Genomic DNA, 19,178 nt, shown 5'->3' with positions numbered 1-19,178 from the left:
ACGCAAAAGCCCCCGCACGCTCGGCGTGTCGGGGGCTTTCGCGTCTGCTCGCGGGGGCCACGCGCGCCAAGTTGAGGCAGTCGCCTCATGTGCGACCCCGGCACTGCCGCGCACCATTGCGCCATGACCACACACCACACCCCGTACGACGCCGCCACGGCGGTCCTGCAGCACCCGACCCTGCCCGACGGAGACGACGAACGATTCGTCGGCTACGGCGTGATGGGCCTGCCCTTCGCCAGCGGCCACTACCTGGCCCTGCGGCACTTTCCGAAAGCCACCTTCGCGCCCGCCTACAAGTCGGTGTGGCACCGCGGCCCCGACGGCGTCTGGACCTTCTACGCGACGACCTGCGGGCAGCAGAGCTGCGCCCGCTACTTCAGCTCCGCCACTACTCAGGACGCGGTGCAGTGCCAGATCGACGTCGACTGGATCGGCCCCTGGTCGCTGTCCGTCCGAATTGACGGATTGCTCGACTGGCAGCTCGACATCCGCTCGACGCTGTCGACGCGGCTGATGAGCGCCGTCGGCGGACGATTGCCGACCGGGACCTGGACCAACCGCACCGCGCTGGGCGCGCTCAGCCGCGCGGCCGGTCTGGCGCTGGGCGCCGGTCAGGTCCGGCTCGCCGGCACCGCGCCCAACGGCCAGCGCTTCATGATCGCCCCGCGGCAGATGTGGTCGGTGGCACACTCGCGCGCCGTGCTCGACGGCATCGACCTGGGGCCGGTCGGCCCGCTACCCAGCCAGGCGCGGCTGGCCGGCTTCCGTCCCCCGCAGCGCGGCCTGTTCGTGGTCGGCTCCGGGCACTTCGAATCCTTCGATGCGGATCGTCACCATGCCGTCGAACGCACTATCTCGATCGACTGACCCGGGCCACAATGAGCGCATGGTCTCTCGCCCCGAGCCTGCGCAGCTACCGACGCGCGCGGAGTTGTTGGCCGCGCTGTCGGTGGCGATCGACCTCGGTCTGGGACAACCCGCCGAACACATGCTGCGGGCCGCGCTGATCGCCACCCGGCTCGCCGATCGGCTCGGGCTGACCAAGCCGCAACGCGACAGCGCGTACTACACCACGCTGATCATGTGGATCGGATGTCACGCCGACTCGCATGAATACGCGCAATGGTTCGGCGACGACATCGGGGTGCGCCACGACTCCTATCTGGTCGACTGGTCCGGGCTGCCGTACATGCGATTTCTGGTCAGCAACATCGGCCGCGGCCAGCCACTGTTGCAGCGGGTCAGCATGATGGCCACGCTGTTGATCAACGCGCGCGGCCAGATCTCCCGAATGATCCACTCGCACTGCACATCCGCGGCCCTGCTTGCCGACCGGCTGGGCCTGGGCGCCGATGTGCGGACAGCGCTGGCGTGCGCGTTCGAACGCTACGACGGGGGCGGGCTGCCCACCGGCGCCCGTGGCGAGGTGATCCCGGTGCAGATGCGCGTCGCTCAACTCGCCGAGATGGCCGAGGTGCACCACCGCATGTACGGGGTCGAGGGCGCCAGGGCGATGGTGCGGGCCCGCAGCGGCGGCCAGTTCGATTCGCAAGTGGCAGCGACGTTCCTGGACCACGCCGAGGACATCCTGGCCGGCCCGCCCATCGGCGACGTGTGGGCGGCGGCGCTGCAGGCCGCCCCCGATCGCCACGAGCGCCTCGACGACCGGGCGCTGGACGCGCTGCTGGTCGCCCTCGGCGACTTCGTCGACCTGAAATGCCCGTTCACACTTGGTCATTCGCGAGCAGTGGCCCGGCTCGCCGGGGACGCCGCGGCCGCCGTCGGGCAGGACGCCGACGCGGTCGCCCTGACCCGGCGGGCTGGCCACGTGCACGATCTGGGCCGCATCGGCGTATCGAACCAGGTCTGGTCGCGGCCGGGGGCGTTGACCGCGGCCGAGTTCGAACGCGTCCGGCTGCATCCCTATTTCACGGTGCGGATCCTCAACCAGGTGCCGGGTCTTCGCCAGCTGGCCGAGGTCGCCGGCAATCACCACGAATGCCTCAACGGCACGGGATATCCGCGTGCCCTGGCCGACAGCGCCCTGGGCTTGCCCGACCGCATCCTGGCCGCCGCGGTCAGCTACCAATCAGCTTGTGAGCCAAGGCCGTATCGCAAGGAGATGACCCCCGAGTCGGCGCGGCGACGGTTGCTCGGCCGGGTTCAGGCCGGGGAACTCGATGCCGCGGCCGCCGAGGCGGTGCTGCATGCGGCCGGCCATTGCGCCCAACGCCCGAAGGTGCGCCCGGACGGGCTCACTCCGCGGGAGGTCGAAGTGCTGTGCCTGGTCGCCCGCGGCGCCTCCAACAAGGAGATCGCGTCGACACTGGTGATCAGTGAAAAGACGGCCCGTAACCACGTGGAGCGCACCTACGCCAAGATCGGCGTGTCCAACCGGATCGGCGCCAGCATGTACGCGCTGCGCCACGGCCTGGCCACCGCCTGAGAATCTGAGGCAATCTGAGGCAAAAGCCCCATGTGAGTTCGACTCTCAAAGGCACACAATCGCCCCATGAAACGCTATCTGACAATCGGTTACGGCGCCCTGAGCTACCTGGTCTTCCTGGTCGCCTTCCTCTACGCCATCGTCTTCGTTGCCGCATTCCTGGTGCCCCGCAACGTCGATCACGGGATTGACGCTCCGCTGTGGCAGGCGCTTGCAGTCAATACCGCGTTACTGGGTCTGTTCGGTGCCCAGCACAGCGTGATGGCCCGTCCCGGCTTCAAACGATGGTGGACGCGGTTCGTGCCGCAGCCGATCGAGCGCAGCACCTACGTTCTGCTGGCCAGCGCCGCGCTGCTGTTGCTCTATTGGCAATGGCGCACCATGCCGGGCATCGTCTGGGACGTGCGGCAGCCGGCGGCCCGCCTGCTGCTATGGGTGCTGTTCTGGCTCGGCTGGGCGATCGTGTTCGCCTCGACGTTCATGATCAACCATTTCGATCTGTTCGGGCTGCGCCAGGTGTACCTGGCCTGGCGCGGAAAGCCGTACGCGGAACTGGGTTTCCGGACGCATCTGCTCTATCGGCTGGTGCGCCACCCGATCATGCTGGGTTTCCTGATCGCCTTCTGGGCGACGCCGACGATGACGGCCGGTCACCTGCTCTTCGCGGTCGGCACCACCGGCTACATCTTCCTGGCGCTGCAACTGGAGGAGCGAGACCTGTTGGCGGCCATGGGGGATCAGTACCGCGACTACCGGCGCCGGGTTCCCATGCTGCTTCCCCGTCCCCGCCACCGCGCCTCAGCCGATATGCAGGGCGACCACCAGCCATCGGTCGGGTAACTGCTCCACCCGGCAGGCGATCGCGTGCACGCGGTTACCGCGGCTGTAGCTGCCGAACACCTCGGCCGCCCGGTCACCGGCGGGCTGCACACGCATCCGGCGCAGCACGGCCGCACCGGTCGCCGGGGCCACCGACCGACTGACCGAGAGCACCGAATCGATCAGGCCCGGTGCCAGCACCGTGCCCAGCTGCGCGACCGGACGGCGGCGGTCGATGACCTCCAGAACGCGGCGCAATGCAGCGTCGGCGAAGGCCGCCGCGCGGCGCATCTGCGGCGAAAGCGGTGCCTGGGAAGGTGCCGAGCCGTTCGGTGCCGAGCCGCTCCGGCCGCCCCGCCGTGTCCGCGGGCTCGGCGGTGACGGCTGCCCGCGCGGGACGGCGCGCGTCGGCGGCTCGTAGTCGATCACCGGCGTGACGGTCAACGGAATTCTCCACGGGCAACGGTTGGTTCAGCGGCGTGCAGAAGAGTGTCAGACAATGGGGTGCCGCGCTATTCAGCTCTGGGCTTTCGTCCACAGGTACGGTGGGCGATGGCAGGGGCCCGCTCAGGAAATGAGGACGACTTGACGAGAAGGACAGGGCCGCAATGGTGACCCGGTTGTCCCCCGCGGACGCGTCCTTCTACCGGCTGGAGAACACCGCCACCCCGATGTACGTCGGTTCGCTGTCGATCCTGCGGCGCCCACGGTCCGGTCTGAGCTACGAGACGTTGCTGGCCACCGTCGAGCAAAGGCTGCCGCAGATACCCCGCTATCGGCAGAAGGTCCGCGAGGTCAGCGTCGGCATGGCCCGACCGGTGTGGATCGACGATCGCGACTTCGACATCACCTACCACGTCCGGCGTTCGGCGCTGCCCTCACCCGGCAGCGACGAGCAACTGCACGAGCTGATCGCCCGGCTGGCCGCCCGCCCCTTGGACAAGTCGCGCCCGCTGTGGGAGATGTACCTCGTTGAGGGCCTGGCCAAGAACCGCATCGCCCTGTACACGAAATCGCACCAGGCGCTGATCAACGGAATGAGCGCGCTGGAGATCAACCACGTCATCGCCGACCGCACCCGCAAGCCGCCACCCTTCCCCGAGGACATCTGGATTCCGGAACGCGATCCCGGCAACACCCGCCTGGTGCTGGGCGCCATCGGCGACTGGATCGTCGGACCGGGCGCCCAGCTGCAGGCCGTCAGTTCCACCGTCGCCGGATTGGCCACCAGCTCGACGCAGCTCGTCGAGGCGGGCCGCCGGGTGTTCGACGTCGCCCGCGCGGTGGCGCGCGGCACCGCGCCCAGCAGTCCGCTCAACGCCACCGTCTCGCGCAACCGGCGTTTCACCGTCGCGCGCGGAAAGCTCGAGGACTACCGGACGGTGCGGGCTCGCTACGACTGCGACATCAACGACGTGGTGCTCGCGGTGATCACCGGCGCGCTGGGTAACTGGTTGATGTCGCGCGGCGAAGCCGTCGCATCCAGCACGACAATCCGGGCGATGGCGCCGCTGTCGGTCTACGCCGACGATCAGCTCGACTCGACCGGCCCCGGCCAGGCGATGAGCGAGGTGACGCCGTTCCTGGTGGACCTGCCGGTGGGGGAGGGCAACGCCGTGGTGCGGTTGTCGCAGATCGCCCACGCCACCGAGTCCAATCCCGGCGCCGCCAGCCTGGTCGATGCCAGGACCATCGTCACGCTGTCCGGCTTCGCACCCCCGACGCTGCACGCGATGGGCATCCGGGTGGCCACCAGCTTCCCCACCCTGTCCCGGCAACCGTTCAACCTGCTGATCACCAACGCCCCCGGTGCGCAGTCGCAGATGTACATCGCCGGCACCAAGCTGCTCGAGACCTACGCCGTGCCGCCGTTGCTGCACAACCAGGCACTGGCCATCAGTGTCACGTCCTATAACGGCATGCTCTATTACGGCATCAACGCCGACCGTGACGCGATGAGCGACGTCGACGTGTTGCCGGGCTTGCTGAATCAGTCGTTGGAAGAGCTGCTGGAAGCGTCGAGGTGAGCGTGGGTAAGAAGAAGGCTGCGGCCGCGCAGAAGATCCCCAACGAAGTCTACGAGGCCGAATTATTCAGGCTGCAAACGGAATTGGTGAAGTTGCAGGAATGGGTGCGGCACACCGGCGCCCGGCTCGTGATCGTCTTCGAGGGGCGTGATGCGGCCGGAAAGGGCGGCGCGATCAAGCGCATCACCGAATACCTGAGCCCTCGGGTGGCGCACATCGCGGCCCTGCCGGTGCCGACCGATCGGGAGCGGGGGCAGTGGTACTACCAGCGGTACATCGCCCACCTGCCGGCCAAAGGCGAGATCGTGCTGTTCGATCGGTCCTGGTACAACCGGGCCGGCATCGAGAAGGTGATGGGATTCTGCACACCGCAGGAGTACGTGCTGTTCCTGCGCCAGACGCCGATCTTCGAGCAGATGCTCATCGACGACGGAATCCTGTTGCGCAAGTACTGGTTTTCGGTCTCCGACGCCGAACAGCTGCGCCGGTTCAAGGCGCGCCGCAATGACCCGGTGCGGCAATGGAAGCTCAGCCCGATGGACCTGGAATCGGTGTACCGGTGGGAGGACTACTCACGCGCCAAGGACGAGATGATGGTGCACACCGACACGCCGTCCAGCCCGTGGTACGTGGTGGAGTCCGATATCAAGAAGCACGCCCGGCTGAACATGATCGCCCATCTGTTGTCCACCATCGACTACGAAGAAGTCGAGAAGCCCAAGGTCGAGCTGCCCGAGCGCCCGTTGGTCAGCGGCAACTACCAACGCCCGCCGCGTGAATTGTCCAAGTACGTCGACGATTACGCCGCCACCCTGATCAAGTCATGATCCAGGTCTACATCCCGGCCACCCTGGCCATGCTGCAACAACTCGTCGCAGACGGGGAGCTGCGTCCGGTCAACGGCACCGCGTTCGCGGTGACGCCGAGATTGCGGGAGTCCTACGCCGAGGGTGACGACGACGAGCTCGCCGAGGTGGCGCTGCGGGAGGCGGCGCTGGCGTCGTTGCGGTTGCTGGCAGCCGACCCGGACGCGACGCTGCCCGCCCGCCGCGCGGTCCTGGCGGCCGAGGTAGAAGAGGTCACGTACCGGCCGGATCTGGACGACGCCGTCGTCCGACTGGACGGAGCGGTCCCGATGAAGCGGGTGGTTGCCGCGTACGTCGACACCGCCGGCGCCGAGTCGGCCGTCACGGCCGCGGTCGAGGCCGTCGATGCCGCCGACCTGGGCGATGAGGATGCGGATTTGATCGTCGGCGACGCCCAGGATCACGACCTGGCCTGGTACGCCGCCCAGGAACTGCCGTTCCTGCTGGAACTGCTGTAAGCCGCATCGCGGCTGGCTAGAAAACCGTAACTTACGGTACCGTAGCTTCTAGCCATGAGCAGAAAACACTCGGCGCTCACCGCCAATGTGGTCAACACCCAGCGACCGGTCGTCGCCGGGGCGGACAAGCATCCCGGCTGGCACGCCCTGCGCCAGCTGGCCGCGCGCATCACCACCCCGCTGCTGCCGGACGATTACCTGCAGCTGGCGAATCCGCTGTGGTCCGCCCGGGAATTGCGGGGCCGCATCCTGGACGTGCGCCGGGAAACCGAAGACTCGGCAACCCTGGTCATCAAGCCGGGCTGGGGGTTCAGTTTCGACTACCAGCCGGGGCAGTACATCGGCATCGGCCTGTTGGTGGATGGTCGCTGGCGGTGGCGCTCGTATTCGCTGACGTCGAGCCCCGCGGCGGGCAAGTCCGGGTTGGCGCGCACCATCACGATCACGGTCAAGGCGATGCCCGAGGGCTTTCTGTCCACCCACCTGGTGGCCGGCGTCGAGCCCGGGACCATCGTGCGGCTTGCCGCGCCACAGGGCAACTTCGTGCTTCCCGACCCCGCGCCCGCGAAGATCCTCTTTCTGACCGCCGGGTCCGGCATCACGCCGGTGATGTCGATGCTGCGCACCCTGGCCCGCCGCGACCAGATCACCGACATCGCGCACCTGCACTCGTCGCCCACCGAGGCCGACGTGCTGTTCGGTGCCGAGCTGGCAAAGCTGGCCCGCGAACATCCCAGCTACCGCCTGACCCTGCGCGCCACGCGGGCCCAGGGCCGGCTCGACCTGTCGCGGCTGGATCAGGCCGTCCCGGACTGGCGGGAGCGCCAAGTTTGGGCATGCGGGCCGGAGGGCATGCTCAACGATGCCGAAAAAGTGTGGTCGGCCGCCAACATCGGCGACCGGCTGCACCTGGAACGGTTCGCCGTGGCCAAAGCGGCCCCGGCGGGAGCGGGCGGCCGCGTCACCTTCGCTCGCAGCGGCAAAAGCGTGACCGCCGACGCCGCGACCTCGGTGATGGACGCGGGTGAAAACGCCGGTGTGCAGATGCCGTTCGGCTGCCGAATGGGCATCTGCCAGTCGTGCGTCGTCGAATTGATCGACGGCCACGTCCGCGACCTGCGGACCGGCCGGGAACACGACCCGGGAACCCGAGTCCAGACGTGCGTATCCGCCGCATCCGGCGATTGCGTCATCGACATTTAGGGTTACCGAGGGGTAACCTACGGGTACGTAGGTTACGATAGCGTAGGTCTAGCTAAGTCCGAAGACCGGACGACGTAGGGAGAGCATCATGGCGATCACAGACGTCGACGTATTCGCCCACTTGACGGACGCCGACATCGAAAGTCTGGCCTTCGAACTCGATGCCATCCGCCAGGACATCGAGGAGTCCCGCGGGGAACGCGACTCCCGCTACATCCGCCGCACCATCGCCGCGCAGCGCGCGCTCGAGGTCGCCGGGCGGGTCATTTTGGCCGCCAGTTCACGCCGCTCGGCGTGGTGGGCGGGCACCACTACCTTGGCCGTAGCGAAGATCGTCGAGAACATGGAGATCGGCCACAACGTCATGCACGGCCAGTGGGACTGGATGAACGACCCCGAGATCCATTCCTCCACCTGGGAATGGGACATGAGCGGCTCGTCCAAGCACTGGCGCTTCACCCACAACTTCGTGCACCACAAGTACACCAACATCCTCGGCATGGATGACGACGTCGGCTACGGACTGCTGCGCGTCACGCGTGACCAGCGGTGGAAGAAGTTCAACATCTTCAACCTCGTCTACAACGCTTTGCTCGCCCTGCTTTTCGAGTGGGGCGTGGGCATGCAGCACGTCGAGATCGGCAAGATCGTCAAGAAGCGGATGGACCACGAGGAAGCCCGCGAGCGCATCGACGAGTTCCTGGTCAAGGCGGGTCGCCAGGTGGTCAAGGATTACGTCGCCTTCCCGGCACTGACCTCGCTGTCGCCCGGTGCGTCGTACCGGTCCACCCTGACGGCGAACGCGACCGCCAACGTCATACGCAACGTGTGGGCCAACGCCGTCATCTTCTGCGGCCATTTCCCCGACGGTGCAGAGAAATTCACCAAGACGGACATGGTGGGCGAGACCAAGGGTCAGTGGTACCTGCGGCAGATGCTGGGCAGCGCCAACTTCGAGGCGGGCCCGGTGCTTCGGTTCATGAGCGGCAACCTGTGCCACCAGATCGAGCACCACCTGTACCCCGACCTGCCGAGCAACCGGCTGCACGAGATCTCCACCCGGGTCCGCGCCGTCTGCGACAAGTACGACTTGCCTTACACCACAGGCTCTTTCCTGGTGCAGTACGGCAAGACGTGGCGCACCCTGGCCAAGCTCTCGCTGCCGAACGCCTACCTGCGCGACGGCGCCGACGATGCGCCCGAGACTCGCAGCGAGCGGATGTTCGCCGAATTGGAGCCCGATTTCGCGGGCACCGACCCGGCGACCGGCCGGCGCCGCGGCCTCAAGACCGCGATCGCCACCGTGCGGGGTTGGCGGCGCACCAAGCGCAAGGCGGCTACCACCGGGTCCACCGACGACGACTTGGCGGCCTGACCGGCCACACTTTGGCCATACTTGAACACGTGCAGGTGTTCGCTGGGCAGCAGGTCTCGCACTGGGACTTCCCGCGCAACATCGGCAGCGTGGCCTTGATGACCGATTTCGGTCGCGCCAATGGGCTCTCGGTCTCGGACATCCTCGACAGCTCCGGCCTGTCCGAGGCCGACCTCGGCGACCACAGCCGGATGATCGCCGGCCGTCAGGAACTGGCGGTCGCCACGAACCTGGTCAACCTGCTCGGTGACCGGATCGGCCCCGCTGACCTGGGCGTTCGGGTGGGCCGCAGCTACCACGTCGGATCGTTCGGCATCTTCGGTTTCGCCTGCCTGACCAGTTCGACGCTGGGCGACGCGGTCCGGTTCGCGGCCCGGTTCTATGAGCTCAGCTACGGGTTCTGCCTGCCCTCGGTCACCCTGGAAGGGATGGTCGCCGCGCTCCGGCTCGACCTGCCCGACCTCACCGGCCCGGTCGCCGATTTTCTGGTGCGACGTGACATGGCGGCGATCGCACAGGTCATGGCGGAACTGGTGGGCGGGCCCGTCACCTTCGCCTATATCGAATTCGCAAGTCCTGCACCGGCTTCCGGCGATACAGCGGCTCGTGACGCGTTCGGGGTGACGCCGCGCTACGACGCCCCCGCCAACGTGGCCGGCCTACCGGTCGCGTTGCTGGAAAATCGGCTGCCGCAGGCCAGCGAGATGAGCGTGGCGATCTGTGAGCAGCAGTGCCAGGCGCTGCTGGAACGCCGGCGGCAGCGCACCGGCGTGGCGCGCCGGGTGCGGGACCGGTTGGCGTCGATCGACGGCAAACCCCACACGATCACCAGCGTGGCCCGGCAGCTGGCGATGAGCGAGCGCACGCTGCGGCGCCGGCTGGCCGAGGAGAACACCACCTTCCGCGACCTCGTCGAGGAAGTCCACCGCGTGCTCGCCGAGGAGTTGCTCGCGACTGGCGCCCTGACGGTCGAGGACGTCGCGTTACGGCTGGGCTATGCCGAGGCGACGAGTTTCATTGCCGCGTTCAAACGCTGGACGGGCACCACGCCGGCCCGCTACCAGCGGTCGGTGGCCCCGCGGGAACGACACCTGGCCGGAATTATCGATTCGCCGACCGCAATCGGCTGACACTTGGGTACCGTCGCTGGCCACCATGGAGTTATGACAGCGACCATTCGTCCTCGCGTACTGGTGATCGGCGCCGGCTTCGGTGGCCTCGCCGCCGCATACGAGCTATCCCGAGACGGTCTCGCCGAGGTGACCGTGCTGGAGAAGGCACACGACATCGGCGGTGTCTGGCGGGAGAACACCTACCCCGGCGCCGCGTGCGACGTCCCGTCCAACCTGTACTCCTATTCATTCGCCCGCAAGACCGACTGGGGCCGGCGCTACGCCGAGCAGCCCGACATCCTGGGCTACATCCATGACACTGCCGACCGGTTCGGGCTGCGCAAGCTGGTGCGGACGGGCGTCGAGGTGACCTCGGCGGAGTTCGACGAATCCACCGCAACCTGGAGGGTGACGACGTCGTCGGGAGACGTGTTCGAGGCCGACGTCCTGGTGCCCGCGGTGGGCCAACTGTCCCGGCCGGCGCTGCCGAACATTCCGGGCCTGGACACCTTCAGCAGCCCGTCGTTCCACTCCGCTCAGTGGCGCCACGACGTCGACCTGGCCGGCAAGCGGGTGGCGGTGCTGGGTACCGGCGCGTCGGCGATCCAGTTCGTCCCGCGCATCCGCCAGACCGCCGGGCACGTCACCGTCTTTCAGCGCTCGGCGCCCTATGTGGTGCCGAAGGTGGACCGCGCCTACACCGAGAAGCACCACGCCGCGTTCGCCAAGGTGCCCGGGTTCGCCGCCGCCATGCGCGGCGCGATCTGGGAGACCACCGAACTGCTGGGCCTCGCGCTGACCCGAGTCGCCCCGCTGGCCCGGGTGCTGCAGGCACTGGCATCGGCGAACCTGAACCGGCACATCAAAGATCCGGTGCTGCGGGCCAAGCTCACCCCCGACTACCCGATCGGGTGCAAGCGCGTGCTGTTCAGCAGCGACTGGTACCCGGCGCTGGCCTGTGACAACGTCTCCGTCGAGACCGACGCGATCACCGAGGTGACTCCGACCGGGGTGCGCACCGCCGACGGGCGACTGCACGAGGTGGACGTGATCATCTACGGCACCGGCTTCAAAGCCACCGAATTCCTTGCCCCGATGACGATCACCGGCCGTGACGGACGGGATCTGCACGCCGAGTGGGCCGAGGGCGCGCGCGCCCACCTGGGCATGGCCGTCCCGGGCTTCCCCAACATGTTCCTGATCTACGGGCCCAACACCAACCTCGGCAGCAGCTCGATCATCTTGATGATGGAGCAGCAGGCCGGCTACATCCGCCAGCTCACCGAGGAACTCGCCCGGCGCGGCATGGGCCGCGCGTTCGAGGTCCGCCGTGACGTCGAGGAGGCCTACGACGCCGCCGTGCAGTCCCGGCTGGAAAACGGCGTCTGGACCACCTGCGACTCCTGGTACCGCACCGAGTCGGGCCGGGTCACCACCAACTGGCCGGGGCTGGTGCACGAATATCAGCACCGAACCCGCGTCGCCGCGATCGAGGACTACCACCAGGTCCTGCCGGTCCGGCAAGCCGAGGAGGTCAACGCGTGAGCCGATTCGACTATGACGTGCTGGTCATCGGGTCCGGCTTCGGCGGCAGCGTCACCGCCCTGCGTCTGAGCGAAAAGGGTTACCGCGTAGGCGTTCTGGAGGCGGGCCGACGGTTTGCCGATCAGGACTTCGCCAAGAACAACTGGCACGTCCGCGATTACCTGTTCAAGCCGTCGGTGGGCTGCTACGGCATCCAGCGGATCGACGTACTCAGCGACGCCGTGGTGCTCAGCGGCGCAGGCGTGGGCGGCGGCTCGCTGGTATACGCGAACACGCTGTACCAACCCGACGACCCGTTCTACGCCGACCCGCGCTGGAGCCACATCACCGACTGGAAAGACGAGCTGGCGCCCTGGTACGACCAGGCCACCCGGATGCTCGGCGTCGAGACCTACCCGCGCACCACGCCGTCGGACAAGGTGATGCTGCAGATCGCCACCGACCTGGGCGTCGCGGACTCCTTCCACGCCACCCGCGTCGGGGTGTGCTTCACCGACGCCGACGGCAAACCGGCCGCGCCCGGCGCCCCGGTCGGCGACCCGTACTTCGGCGGCGCCGGCCCGGACCGCAACGCGTGCCTGCACTGCGGCGAATGCATGACCGGCTGCCGGCACAACGCCAAGAACACCCTGGTCAAGAACTACCTCTATCTGGCCGAGAAACTCGGCGCGACAATACATCCGCTGACCACCGTGGTCGACGTGCGGCCGCGGTCCGGCGGCGGGTACGACGTCATCACCCGCCGCACCGGGGCCAAGCTGCGCCGGCGCCGCCGCACCTTCACCGCGGAGCAGGTGGTGTTCTCGGCCGCCGCGCTGGGCACCCAGCGGCTGCTGCACAAGTTGCGCGACGGCGGCAGCCTGCCGCACATCTCGCCCAGGCTCGGGGAACTGTCCCGGACCAACTCCGAGGCGATCCTGGCCGTGCGGGCCCGCCGCGACGACGTCGACTATTCCGAGGGAGTGGCGATCACCTCCTCGATCCACCCGGACAGCCACACCCACGTCGAACCCTGCCGGTATGGGCACGATTCCAACCTGATGGGGCTGATGGGCACCGTCCTGGTCGACGGCGTCGACGGGCTCACAAAAAGGCGAGGCCGATGGCGCACCGGCATGAAAGAGCTTGTGCGGCAACGCCGTGACCTTCGACGGCTGCTCAACCCGAGGCGCTGGTCCGAGCAGACCATCCCGCTGCTGGTGATGCAGACCCACGACAACTCACTGACCACCTACACCCGCCGCCGGCTGTTCGGGCGGCGCATGGTGACCCGGCAAGGTGTGGGTGAGCCGAACCCGACCTGGATCCCGGTCGGTCACGAGGTCGCCCGCCGCGCGGCCGAGCACCTCGACGGTATCGCGGGCGGCGCGTGGGCCGACCTCGCCGACATCCCGATGACCGGACATTTCATCGGCGGGTGCGTGATCGGTGAGACCCCGGACGACGGCGTGGTGGACCCCTACCACCGCATGCACGGGTATCCGGGTTTGCATGTGATCGACGGCTCCACAATCACGGCCAACCTGGGCGTGAACCCGTCGCTGACCATCACCGCGCTGGCCGAGCGCGCCACGTCGCTGTGGCCCAACAAGGGGGAGTCGGACCCGCGCCCGCCGCTGGGGTCGTCGTACCGGCGCGTCGAACCCGTCGCCCCGAATCGCCCGGCCGTTCCGGCAAGCGCACCGGGGGCATTGCGTGCCGAGCGGGACTACGCTTCATAGTGTGCTCGCTGCTTTCGGTTTCGAATCCCTCGGCGTCGTGGTCGGGGACATGTATTTCGTCGATCCCTCGCCGATGACCGGCCAGGAAACTCCCGAACGGGGAGTGCGCCTGGAACTGCGCCTCGTCGACCGCGACCAGCCCCAGGGCTCGATCTACGCCGGCATCCCCATCGCCTTCGCCCGCCCGGTGTGGCGGGTCGACCTGTTCGGCTCCACCGAAAGTCCGCCCGGGACGCTCGACCGGGCCCATCACCACCCGCGTTTCGACGGCTGGGAACCGGGGCGCCGGCACTTCGTGCCCGAGCTGTCCGCCGACCCGGTGTCCTGGCTGGCGGGCCAGCTGGCCGACCCGGCCGCGGTGCTGGAGCGCGCAGGTGTCGACCTGGCCGAGGTCACCGAAGCCGACCTGAGCGGTCTCGCCGCGGCGGCGCCGGAGATCGTCGCCTCGGTGAAGCGGATGCTCGACGGCGTGCGGGACGGCGAACTCGCCCCGGCACCCGCCGAGCCGGTTGCCGCCGCGCGCACCGGCTGGCTCTGAGCTACCCGCCGAATGACTCCCGTCGTCATCGAGTGCGCGATCAACGGCGTCACCCCGAAGGCGACCAATCCCCATGTGCCAGTGGAGCCGTCGGAGATCACCGCGGACGCGCTGGCCTGCATAGCGGCCGGCGCGGCGATCATCCACAACCACATCGACCTCTACGGGGTATCTGTGGAGCGGGCCGTTGAGCGCTACCTGGAGGGATGGCGGCCCATCCTCGAGGCTCGCCCTGACGCCCTGCTGTACCCGACCATCCACTTCGAACAGGGTTTCTCCATCTCCTACGAGCATCTGATTCCGCTCGCCGCCGCCGGCATGCGCGTCGGCCTGACCGACCCCGGGTCGGTCAATCTCGGCGGCGTCGACGACGGCGTACCCACCGGCGATCTGGTTTACCGCAACTCATTTCAGACAATCGGCCGCGCCTTCGACATCTGCCGCGAAGCCAACCTCGGCCCCAGTCTGGCCATCTACGAACCCGGCTTCCTGCGGGCCGCACTCGCCTGGTGGCGCGCGGGCCGGCTACCGCAGGGCGCGATGGTCAAGCTCTACTTCGCCACCGAAAACGGGTATTTGGGAGCGCCTTTCGGGCTACCGCCCACCGAGCGCGCGCTCGACGCCTACCTGGAACTGCTGGACGGATGTGACCTGCCGTGGGCGGTGTCGATCGTCGGCGGCGACCTGTGTGCCCACCCGATCGCCGAACTGGCGCTCGCCCGCGGCGGACACCTACACCTGGGACTCGAGTTCTATCGCGGCGAGCGCACCCCCACCAATGTCGAGTTGGTCACCGAGGCCGTGGCACTCTGCCAGCGGGCGGGCCGTGCCGTTGCCACCCCCGATCAGGCCGCGGAGATTCTCGGTTTGCCCTAGCGCCAGGCGTGCAACGTCGAGTAAAGCTAAATCCGTGGCAGCGTACGACTACGTCGTGGTGGGGGCGGGGTCCGCCGGATGTGCGGTAGCTGGAAGGTTGGCCGCGGAATCCGGGGCGCGGGTGTTGCTGATCGAAGCCGGCGGTTCGGATCGACGATTGGAAGTCCGAGCGCCGCTGGCCGCTGTCCGCCAGATGGGGACTTCGTTGGACTGGAATTACGAAACCGAGCCCGAACCCGGTTGCGCCGGTCGCCGGATCCCTCTGCACGCCGGTCGTGTACTCGGCGGTACCAGCGCGATGAACATGATGTTGTGGGTCAAGGGCAGCAACCTCGACTACGACGGCTGGCAGCTGCCCGGCTGGTCGTGGCAGGAGGTGGCGCCGGTATTCGCGCGAATCGAGCAGGGGCCGATGCGGATTGGCCGGGTGCCCTATCCCGATGAGGTGTCCAAGCGGTTCGTCGCAACGGCACGTGCGGCGGGTGTCCGCGCCGAGGACGACGTCAGCGGGCCCGAACTCGAAGGAGCGGCAATCTCGCCTGTCACCATTCACAACGGGCAACGCTGGAGCACACCGCGTGGCTACCTTCAGCGTCGCAAGAACCTGACCATCCTCACCAAGGCCGAGGTCCGGCGGGTGATCATCCGCAACGGTCGCGCGGTCGGTGTCGAATACTCGCTGGGAAAAAGGCGCCGCGGGCGCGTCCAGCAGGCTTTCGCCGACCAACAAGTCGTGGTCAGTGCGGGTGCCTACCGCTCGCCGCACTTGTTGCAGCTGTCGGGCATCGGTCCGGCGGACCACCTGCGCAGCGTCGGAATCACGCCGGTCGTCGACAGCCCCCGCGTCGGTCAGGGTCTGAGCGACCACCCGCACGCCTGGGCGATGTGGTCCCTCGCGCCCGGTTATGTCGGCCTTTCGGACACCACTAACCCGAAGTGGTTGCTGCAGTGGCTCTTTGGCCGAAGGGGCAAATTCGCCAACAGTGTCGTCGAGGCGGTTGCCCACGTCCGGTCGGCGGACGACCTGCCGGCATGTGACTTTCAGGTGATGACCTGCCTCGCCGATCCCCTGGCCGATCCGAGCACGGGCAAACTCAAGCCTGCGTTGGCGATCGGGCACTCGTACTGGACGCCCAAGAGCCGCGGCAGCGTCCTCATCCGCTCATCGGATCCCGCGACCCCCCCGGCCATCCGGATGAACCTGCTTACCGAACGCGATGATGTCGAAGCGCTCATCCGGGCGGTGCAGCGTACCCGCGAACTCATGCGCACCGAGCCGATCGCTTCCTGTGTCGACCGCGAGCTTCTCCCAGGCCCGGGCGGCGACATCGAGGCGTGCATCCGGGAGACGGCCAGCACGACGTACCACCCGTCCTGCACGGTCGCGATGGGCAATGAACCCGACAGCCCCCTCGACGAGCGGCTGCGGGTGCGCGGTGTGGAGAATCTCCGCGTCGCGGACGCGTCGTCGCTACCCAGGATTCCCCGGGCCAACACCAACGCCGCCTCGATCATGATCGGCGAACGCTGCGCGGACTTCCTGCTCGCCCCGTCGTGTTCGGGTCAACCGGTGGCGACGCGCGACCAGATCACGTGACCTTCGCGGCCAACGCGGCCAACTTGGCGTCCAGTTGCTCTGCGGCGGAGAGCAATTCGGGATTGTCCTCGACCACCATCAACGACGACGGCTTGACGTAGGTCAGGCTGCTGCCGTTGGGCTCGTCCAGAATCAGCACCTCGACCGGGGCGAAAAGCCCCGCGCTGACGTCGTGGCGCAGCATGGTGATCGCGATCAGCGGGTTACCCAGGATGACCCGCAGCGCCTTGCGGTCGATGCCGGCATTGCTGATCCAGGCACCGTGGTCGATCAGGACGAACAACATGAACCCGCTCGGCCCGACGTGGGGTTCCACCTGTTTGCGGTAGGAATCCCAGTCGGCACTGCGCGTGGCTATGTCGCCGATCGGCACCGGCTTCTCGCCGATGTCGGCAAGCAGGGCCGCGAGGAGTTCGTCGTAAGTCTTGGTGCTCTCGTAGCGCACCCGCACGCCGTCGAAGCGGGTTTCAAATGCGGACATGGTCGGCCTCCTCGGTTGGTTCCAGGTGCTCATGCAGTTGCGCGCGGGGGGTGCGATCCACGGTCAGACTCAGCAGTTCGGGCCGGTTGTAGTGCCCGGCGGCATCCATCAGCACCTTGCGGGTGTTGATCAGCGACAAGTCGAGATCGGCGATTACCACGCCCTCGCCGGAACGTATTGCTTCGCCCAGCAATTCGCCTTGTGGGGTGACGATAGCGGTGAAGTATCCGCCCGAGATCGGGCCTATCGGGCTTCCCGTATCCGCCATGATCTGCGCCTGCTGGTCAGCGTCAAGCCAAGCCGTGGCGTTCACCACGAACGCACCGGATTCCAGCGCATGGTTGCGCACGCTGATCTCGGTCTGCTGGGCGAACAGGTCGCCGGCGAACGAGCCGGGCCACATGGCCGAGTGAATCTGCTCACCGTCGGCGATCAGGGCGTAGCGGGCCAGGGGGTTGAAGTGCTCGAAGCAGGCCAACTGTCCAATCCGGCCGACCGCGCTGTCGATTGCCCGCAATCCGCTGCCGTCGCCTTGGCCCCAGATCGCCTTCTCGTGGTAGGTCGGCGTGATCTTGCGCCTGCGCTGGATCAAACTGCCGTCGGCGTCGAACAACAACTGGGTGTTGTACAACGAACCGCCGTCGCGCTCGGTCACGCCGATGGACACCACCATGTTGGCGCCGCGGGCGGCCGCGCTGATCGCGTCGATCTCGGGCGACGGTATGGTCACTGCCTGATCCAGCAATCTCAGGTGCTCCGAACGCATCTCGAACGGCCGGGTGACGAACGAGAAGTACGGGTAGTAGGGGATCACCGCTTCGGGGAACGTCGCGAATTGCACATCCCGCAGTGCCAACTCCTCGATTTTGGCGATCACCCGTTCCACAGTGCCTTCGCGGCTGTACAACACCGGACTGATTTGCACTGCTGCAGCGCGGATTACGGTCATGATCGTTACACCAGCCGTTCGATGATGGTGGCGTTCGCCATGCCGCCGCCCTCGCACATGGTCTGCAGGCCGTACCGACCGCCGCGCTGCTCGAGAGCGTTGACCAGGGTGGTCATGATGCGCGCACCACTGGCGCCCAGCGGGTGGCCTATCGCGATGGCCCCGCCGTTGACGTTCGTCTTGGCGAGGTCGGCTCCGGTGTCGTGCGCCCACGCCAGCACGACGGGTGCGAACGCCTCGTTGACCTCGAACAGGTCGATGTCGGCCAGCGTCAAACCGGCTCGCTGCAGCACCTTTTCGGTGGCGGGGATGACGCCGGTCAGCATGTAGAGCGGGTCCGAGCCGACCGCGGTGGCGGTGTGGATGCGGGCCAGCGGTCGCAGGCCATGCTGCCTGGCGAACTCGCCGCTGGTGATCAACACCGCGGCGCTGCCATCGGACAGCGGGGAGGAGTTGCCCGGGGTGATCTCCCAGTTGATCTGGGGGAACCGCGCGGCCATGGCCTCGCTATAGAACGCCGGCTTGAGCCCGGCGAGCGTGTCGACCGTCGTGCCAGGGCGGATGATCTCATCGGTGGAGAGGCCGGCGATCGGGATCAGCTCGTTGTCGAACAGGCCTTCCTTGGTGGCGCGGGCGGCCTTTTCGTGGCTGGCCGCGGAGAACTCGTCGAGCTGGGCGCGGGAGAAGCCCCACTTGGCGGCGATCAGCTCGGCGCTGATGCCCTGGGGTACCAGGCCGTCGGGATAGCGCGCGGCCATGTCCGCGCCGAACGGGTTGCTGCCGGGTAGCACCGAGCTGCCCATCGGGACGCGGCTCATCGATTCCACGCCGCCGGCGATCACCACGTCGTAGGCGCCGGCGATGACGCCCTGAGCGGCGAAGCTGATGGCCTGCTGGCTGCTGCCACACTGCCGGTCGACGGTGGTGCCAGGGACAGAGTCGGGGAAACCTGCCCCGAGCAAGGCATTTCGGGCGATGTTGACGGCCTGGTCGCCGACCTGGGTGACGGCGCCTGCGATGACGTCGTCGACGAGCACCGGGTCTATGCCGGTGCGGGCCACCACCTCGCGCAGGCTGTGGGCTAGCAGGTCGGCGGGCAACACATCGTGCAGGGCACCGTTGGCCTTGCCTTTGCCGATGGGGGTGCGGACAGCGCTGACGA

General features: G+C 67.7%; 18 protein-coding genes. 14 read left to right on the top strand and 4 right to left on the bottom strand.

Annotated features, from left to right (window positions below):
- Positions 1–123 precede the first annotated feature (123 nt).
- The 3 genes from A9X01_RS22370 to mddA all read left to right on the top strand — a co-directional run bounded on the left by A9X01_RS22370 (position 124) and on the right by mddA (position 3,289).
- Positions 124–870, top strand: a complete 747-nt coding sequence (locus A9X01_RS22370) for a hypothetical protein (protein ID WP_065122819.1) — start codon at positions 124–126, stop codon at positions 868–870.
- 19 nt (positions 871–889) lie between these two features.
- On the top strand, positions 890–2,449 hold the full coding sequence (locus tag A9X01_RS22365; protein ID WP_065122818.1) for an HD domain-containing phosphohydrolase: 1,560 nt from the start codon (positions 890–892) through the stop codon (positions 2,447–2,449).
- A 66-nt stretch (positions 2,450–2,515) separates the two neighbouring features.
- Entirely contained in the window at positions 2,516–3,289 is a 774-nt protein-coding gene (gene mddA, locus A9X01_RS22360; RefSeq protein WP_065122817.1) for a methanethiol S-methyltransferase, read from the top strand.
- Here mddA and A9X01_RS22355 read toward each other — a convergent pair.
- Positions 3,248–3,712 carry an Rv3235 family protein gene (locus tag A9X01_RS22355; RefSeq protein ID WP_065122816.1) on the bottom strand — a complete coding sequence of 155 codons (465 nt, stop codon included), beginning with the start codon at positions 3,710–3,712 and terminating at the stop codon, positions 3,248–3,250. The genes mddA and A9X01_RS22355 overlap by 42 nt on opposite strands.
- Positions 3,713–3,876: 164 nt before the next feature.
- Between A9X01_RS22355 and A9X01_RS30920 the strand changes: the two genes are divergently transcribed.
- The 11 genes from A9X01_RS30920 to A9X01_RS22300 all read left to right on the top strand — a co-directional run bounded on the left by A9X01_RS30920 (position 3,877) and on the right by A9X01_RS22300 (position 16,586).
- Entirely contained in the window at positions 3,877–5,295 is a 1,419-nt protein-coding gene (locus A9X01_RS30920; RefSeq protein WP_065122815.1) for a WS/DGAT/MGAT family O-acyltransferase, read from the top strand.
- 2 nt (positions 5,296–5,297) lie between these two features.
- Positions 5,298–6,122, top strand: coding sequence for a polyphosphate kinase 2 (ppk2, locus tag A9X01_RS22345; RefSeq protein WP_216638935.1), 825 nt, complete (start codon positions 5,298–5,300; stop codon positions 6,120–6,122).
- Positions 6,119–6,619 (top strand): DUF6912 family protein, encoded by a 501-nt coding sequence (locus A9X01_RS22340; protein WP_065122813.1) that lies wholly within the window; start codon positions 6,119–6,121, stop codon positions 6,617–6,619. Before ppk2 ends, A9X01_RS22340 begins: the two co-directional genes overlap by 4 nt.
- Before the next feature lie 54 nt (positions 6,620–6,673).
- Entirely contained in the window at positions 6,674–7,822 is a 1,149-nt protein-coding gene (locus A9X01_RS22335) for a ferredoxin reductase (RefSeq protein WP_065122812.1), read from the top strand.
- 88 nt (positions 7,823–7,910) lie between these two features.
- On the top strand, positions 7,911–9,197 hold the full coding sequence (locus A9X01_RS22330) for a fatty acid desaturase family protein (RefSeq protein WP_065122811.1): 1,287 nt from the start codon (positions 7,911–7,913) through the stop codon (positions 9,195–9,197).
- Between the two features lie 29 nt (positions 9,198–9,226).
- Positions 9,227–10,327 carry an AraC family transcriptional regulator gene (locus tag A9X01_RS22325; protein WP_081282549.1) on the top strand — a complete coding sequence of 367 codons (1,101 nt, stop codon included), beginning with the start codon at positions 9,227–9,229 and terminating at the stop codon, positions 10,325–10,327.
- 33 nt (positions 10,328–10,360) lie between these two features.
- A complete protein-coding gene (locus A9X01_RS22320) occupies positions 10,361–11,854 on the top strand; it encodes a flavin-containing monooxygenase (protein WP_065122810.1) in 1,494 nt (497 codons plus the stop codon).
- Positions 11,851–13,575, top strand: a complete 1,725-nt coding sequence (locus A9X01_RS22315; RefSeq protein ID WP_065122809.1) for a GMC oxidoreductase — start codon at positions 11,851–11,853, stop codon at positions 13,573–13,575. Before A9X01_RS22320 ends, A9X01_RS22315 begins: the two co-directional genes overlap by 4 nt.
- 1 nt (position 13,576) lies before the next feature.
- Positions 13,577–14,113 (top strand): hypothetical protein, encoded by a 537-nt coding sequence (locus A9X01_RS22310; protein WP_065122808.1) that lies wholly within the window; start codon positions 13,577–13,579, stop codon positions 14,111–14,113.
- Between the two features lie 12 nt (positions 14,114–14,125).
- Positions 14,126–14,989: a beta-keto acid cleavage family enzyme gene (locus A9X01_RS22305; RefSeq protein WP_065122807.1), complete on the top strand. Its 864-nt coding sequence runs from the start codon at positions 14,126–14,128 to the stop codon at positions 14,987–14,989.
- A gap of 34 nt (positions 14,990–15,023) precedes the next feature.
- Positions 15,024–16,586 (top strand): GMC family oxidoreductase, encoded by a 1,563-nt coding sequence (locus A9X01_RS22300; protein WP_065122806.1) that lies wholly within the window; start codon positions 15,024–15,026, stop codon positions 16,584–16,586.
- On the opposite strand, the gene A9X01_RS22295 is transcribed toward A9X01_RS22300, so the two are convergent.
- From A9X01_RS22295 to A9X01_RS22285, 3 genes are all read right to left on the bottom strand, one after another.
- Complete coding sequence (locus tag A9X01_RS22295) at positions 16,579–17,067, bottom strand: DUF302 domain-containing protein (RefSeq protein WP_065122805.1); 489 nt, start codon at positions 17,065–17,067, stop codon at positions 16,579–16,581. The two genes, A9X01_RS22300 and A9X01_RS22295, sit on opposite strands and share 8 nt — an antisense overlap.
- Positions 17,054–18,016, bottom strand: coding sequence for a carbon-nitrogen hydrolase family protein (locus A9X01_RS22290; protein WP_065122804.1), 963 nt, complete (start codon positions 18,014–18,016; stop codon positions 17,054–17,056). The genes A9X01_RS22295 and A9X01_RS22290 overlap by 14 nt, the downstream gene beginning before the upstream one ends.
- A gap of 5 nt (positions 18,017–18,021) precedes the next feature.
- A partial coding sequence (locus tag A9X01_RS22285; protein WP_065122803.1) for a thiolase family protein occupies positions 18,022–19,178 on the bottom strand: 1,157 nt, incomplete at its 5' end.

The organism is Mycobacterium asiaticum, assembly GCF_001668675.1.
Lineage (GTDB): Bacteria > Actinomycetota > Actinomycetes > Mycobacteriales > Mycobacteriaceae > Mycobacterium > Mycobacterium asiaticum_D.
This window is presented reverse-complemented; position numbering and strand designations above follow the sequence as displayed.

Bases quoted from the DNA above. Each gene is read 5' to 3' on its own strand.
- A9X01_RS22320 (WP_065122810.1), top strand. From the start codon at position 10,361: ATGACAGCGACCATTCGTCCTCGCGTACTGGTGATCGGCGCCGGCTTC.
- A9X01_RS22340 (WP_065122813.1), top strand. From the start codon at position 6,119: ATGATCCAGGTCTACATCCCGGCCACCCTGGCCATGCTGCAACAACTC.
- A9X01_RS22335 (WP_065122812.1), top strand. From the start codon at position 6,674: ATGAGCAGAAAACACTCGGCGCTCACCGCCAATGTGGTCAACACCCAG.
- A9X01_RS22295 (WP_065122805.1), bottom strand. From the start codon at position 17,067: ATGTCCGCATTTGAAACCCGCTTCGACGGCGTGCGGGTGCGCTACGAG.
- mddA (WP_065122817.1), top strand. From the start codon at position 2,516: ATGAAACGCTATCTGACAATCGGTTACGGCGCCCTGAGCTACCTGGTC.
- A9X01_RS22290 (WP_065122804.1), bottom strand. From the start codon at position 18,016: ATGACCGTAATCCGCGCTGCAGCAGTGCAAATCAGTCCGGTGTTGTAC.
- A9X01_RS22365 (WP_065122818.1), top strand. From the start codon at position 890: ATGGTCTCTCGCCCCGAGCCTGCGCAGCTACCGACGCGCGCGGAGTTG.
- A9X01_RS22330 (WP_065122811.1), top strand. From the start codon at position 7,911: ATGGCGATCACAGACGTCGACGTATTCGCCCACTTGACGGACGCCGAC.
- A9X01_RS30920 (WP_065122815.1), top strand. From the start codon at position 3,877: ATGGTGACCCGGTTGTCCCCCGCGGACGCGTCCTTCTACCGGCTGGAG.
- A9X01_RS22370 (WP_065122819.1), top strand. From the start codon at position 124: ATGACCACACACCACACCCCGTACGACGCCGCCACGGCGGTCCTGCAG.
- A9X01_RS22305 (WP_065122807.1), top strand. From the start codon at position 14,126: ATGACTCCCGTCGTCATCGAGTGCGCGATCAACGGCGTCACCCCGAAG.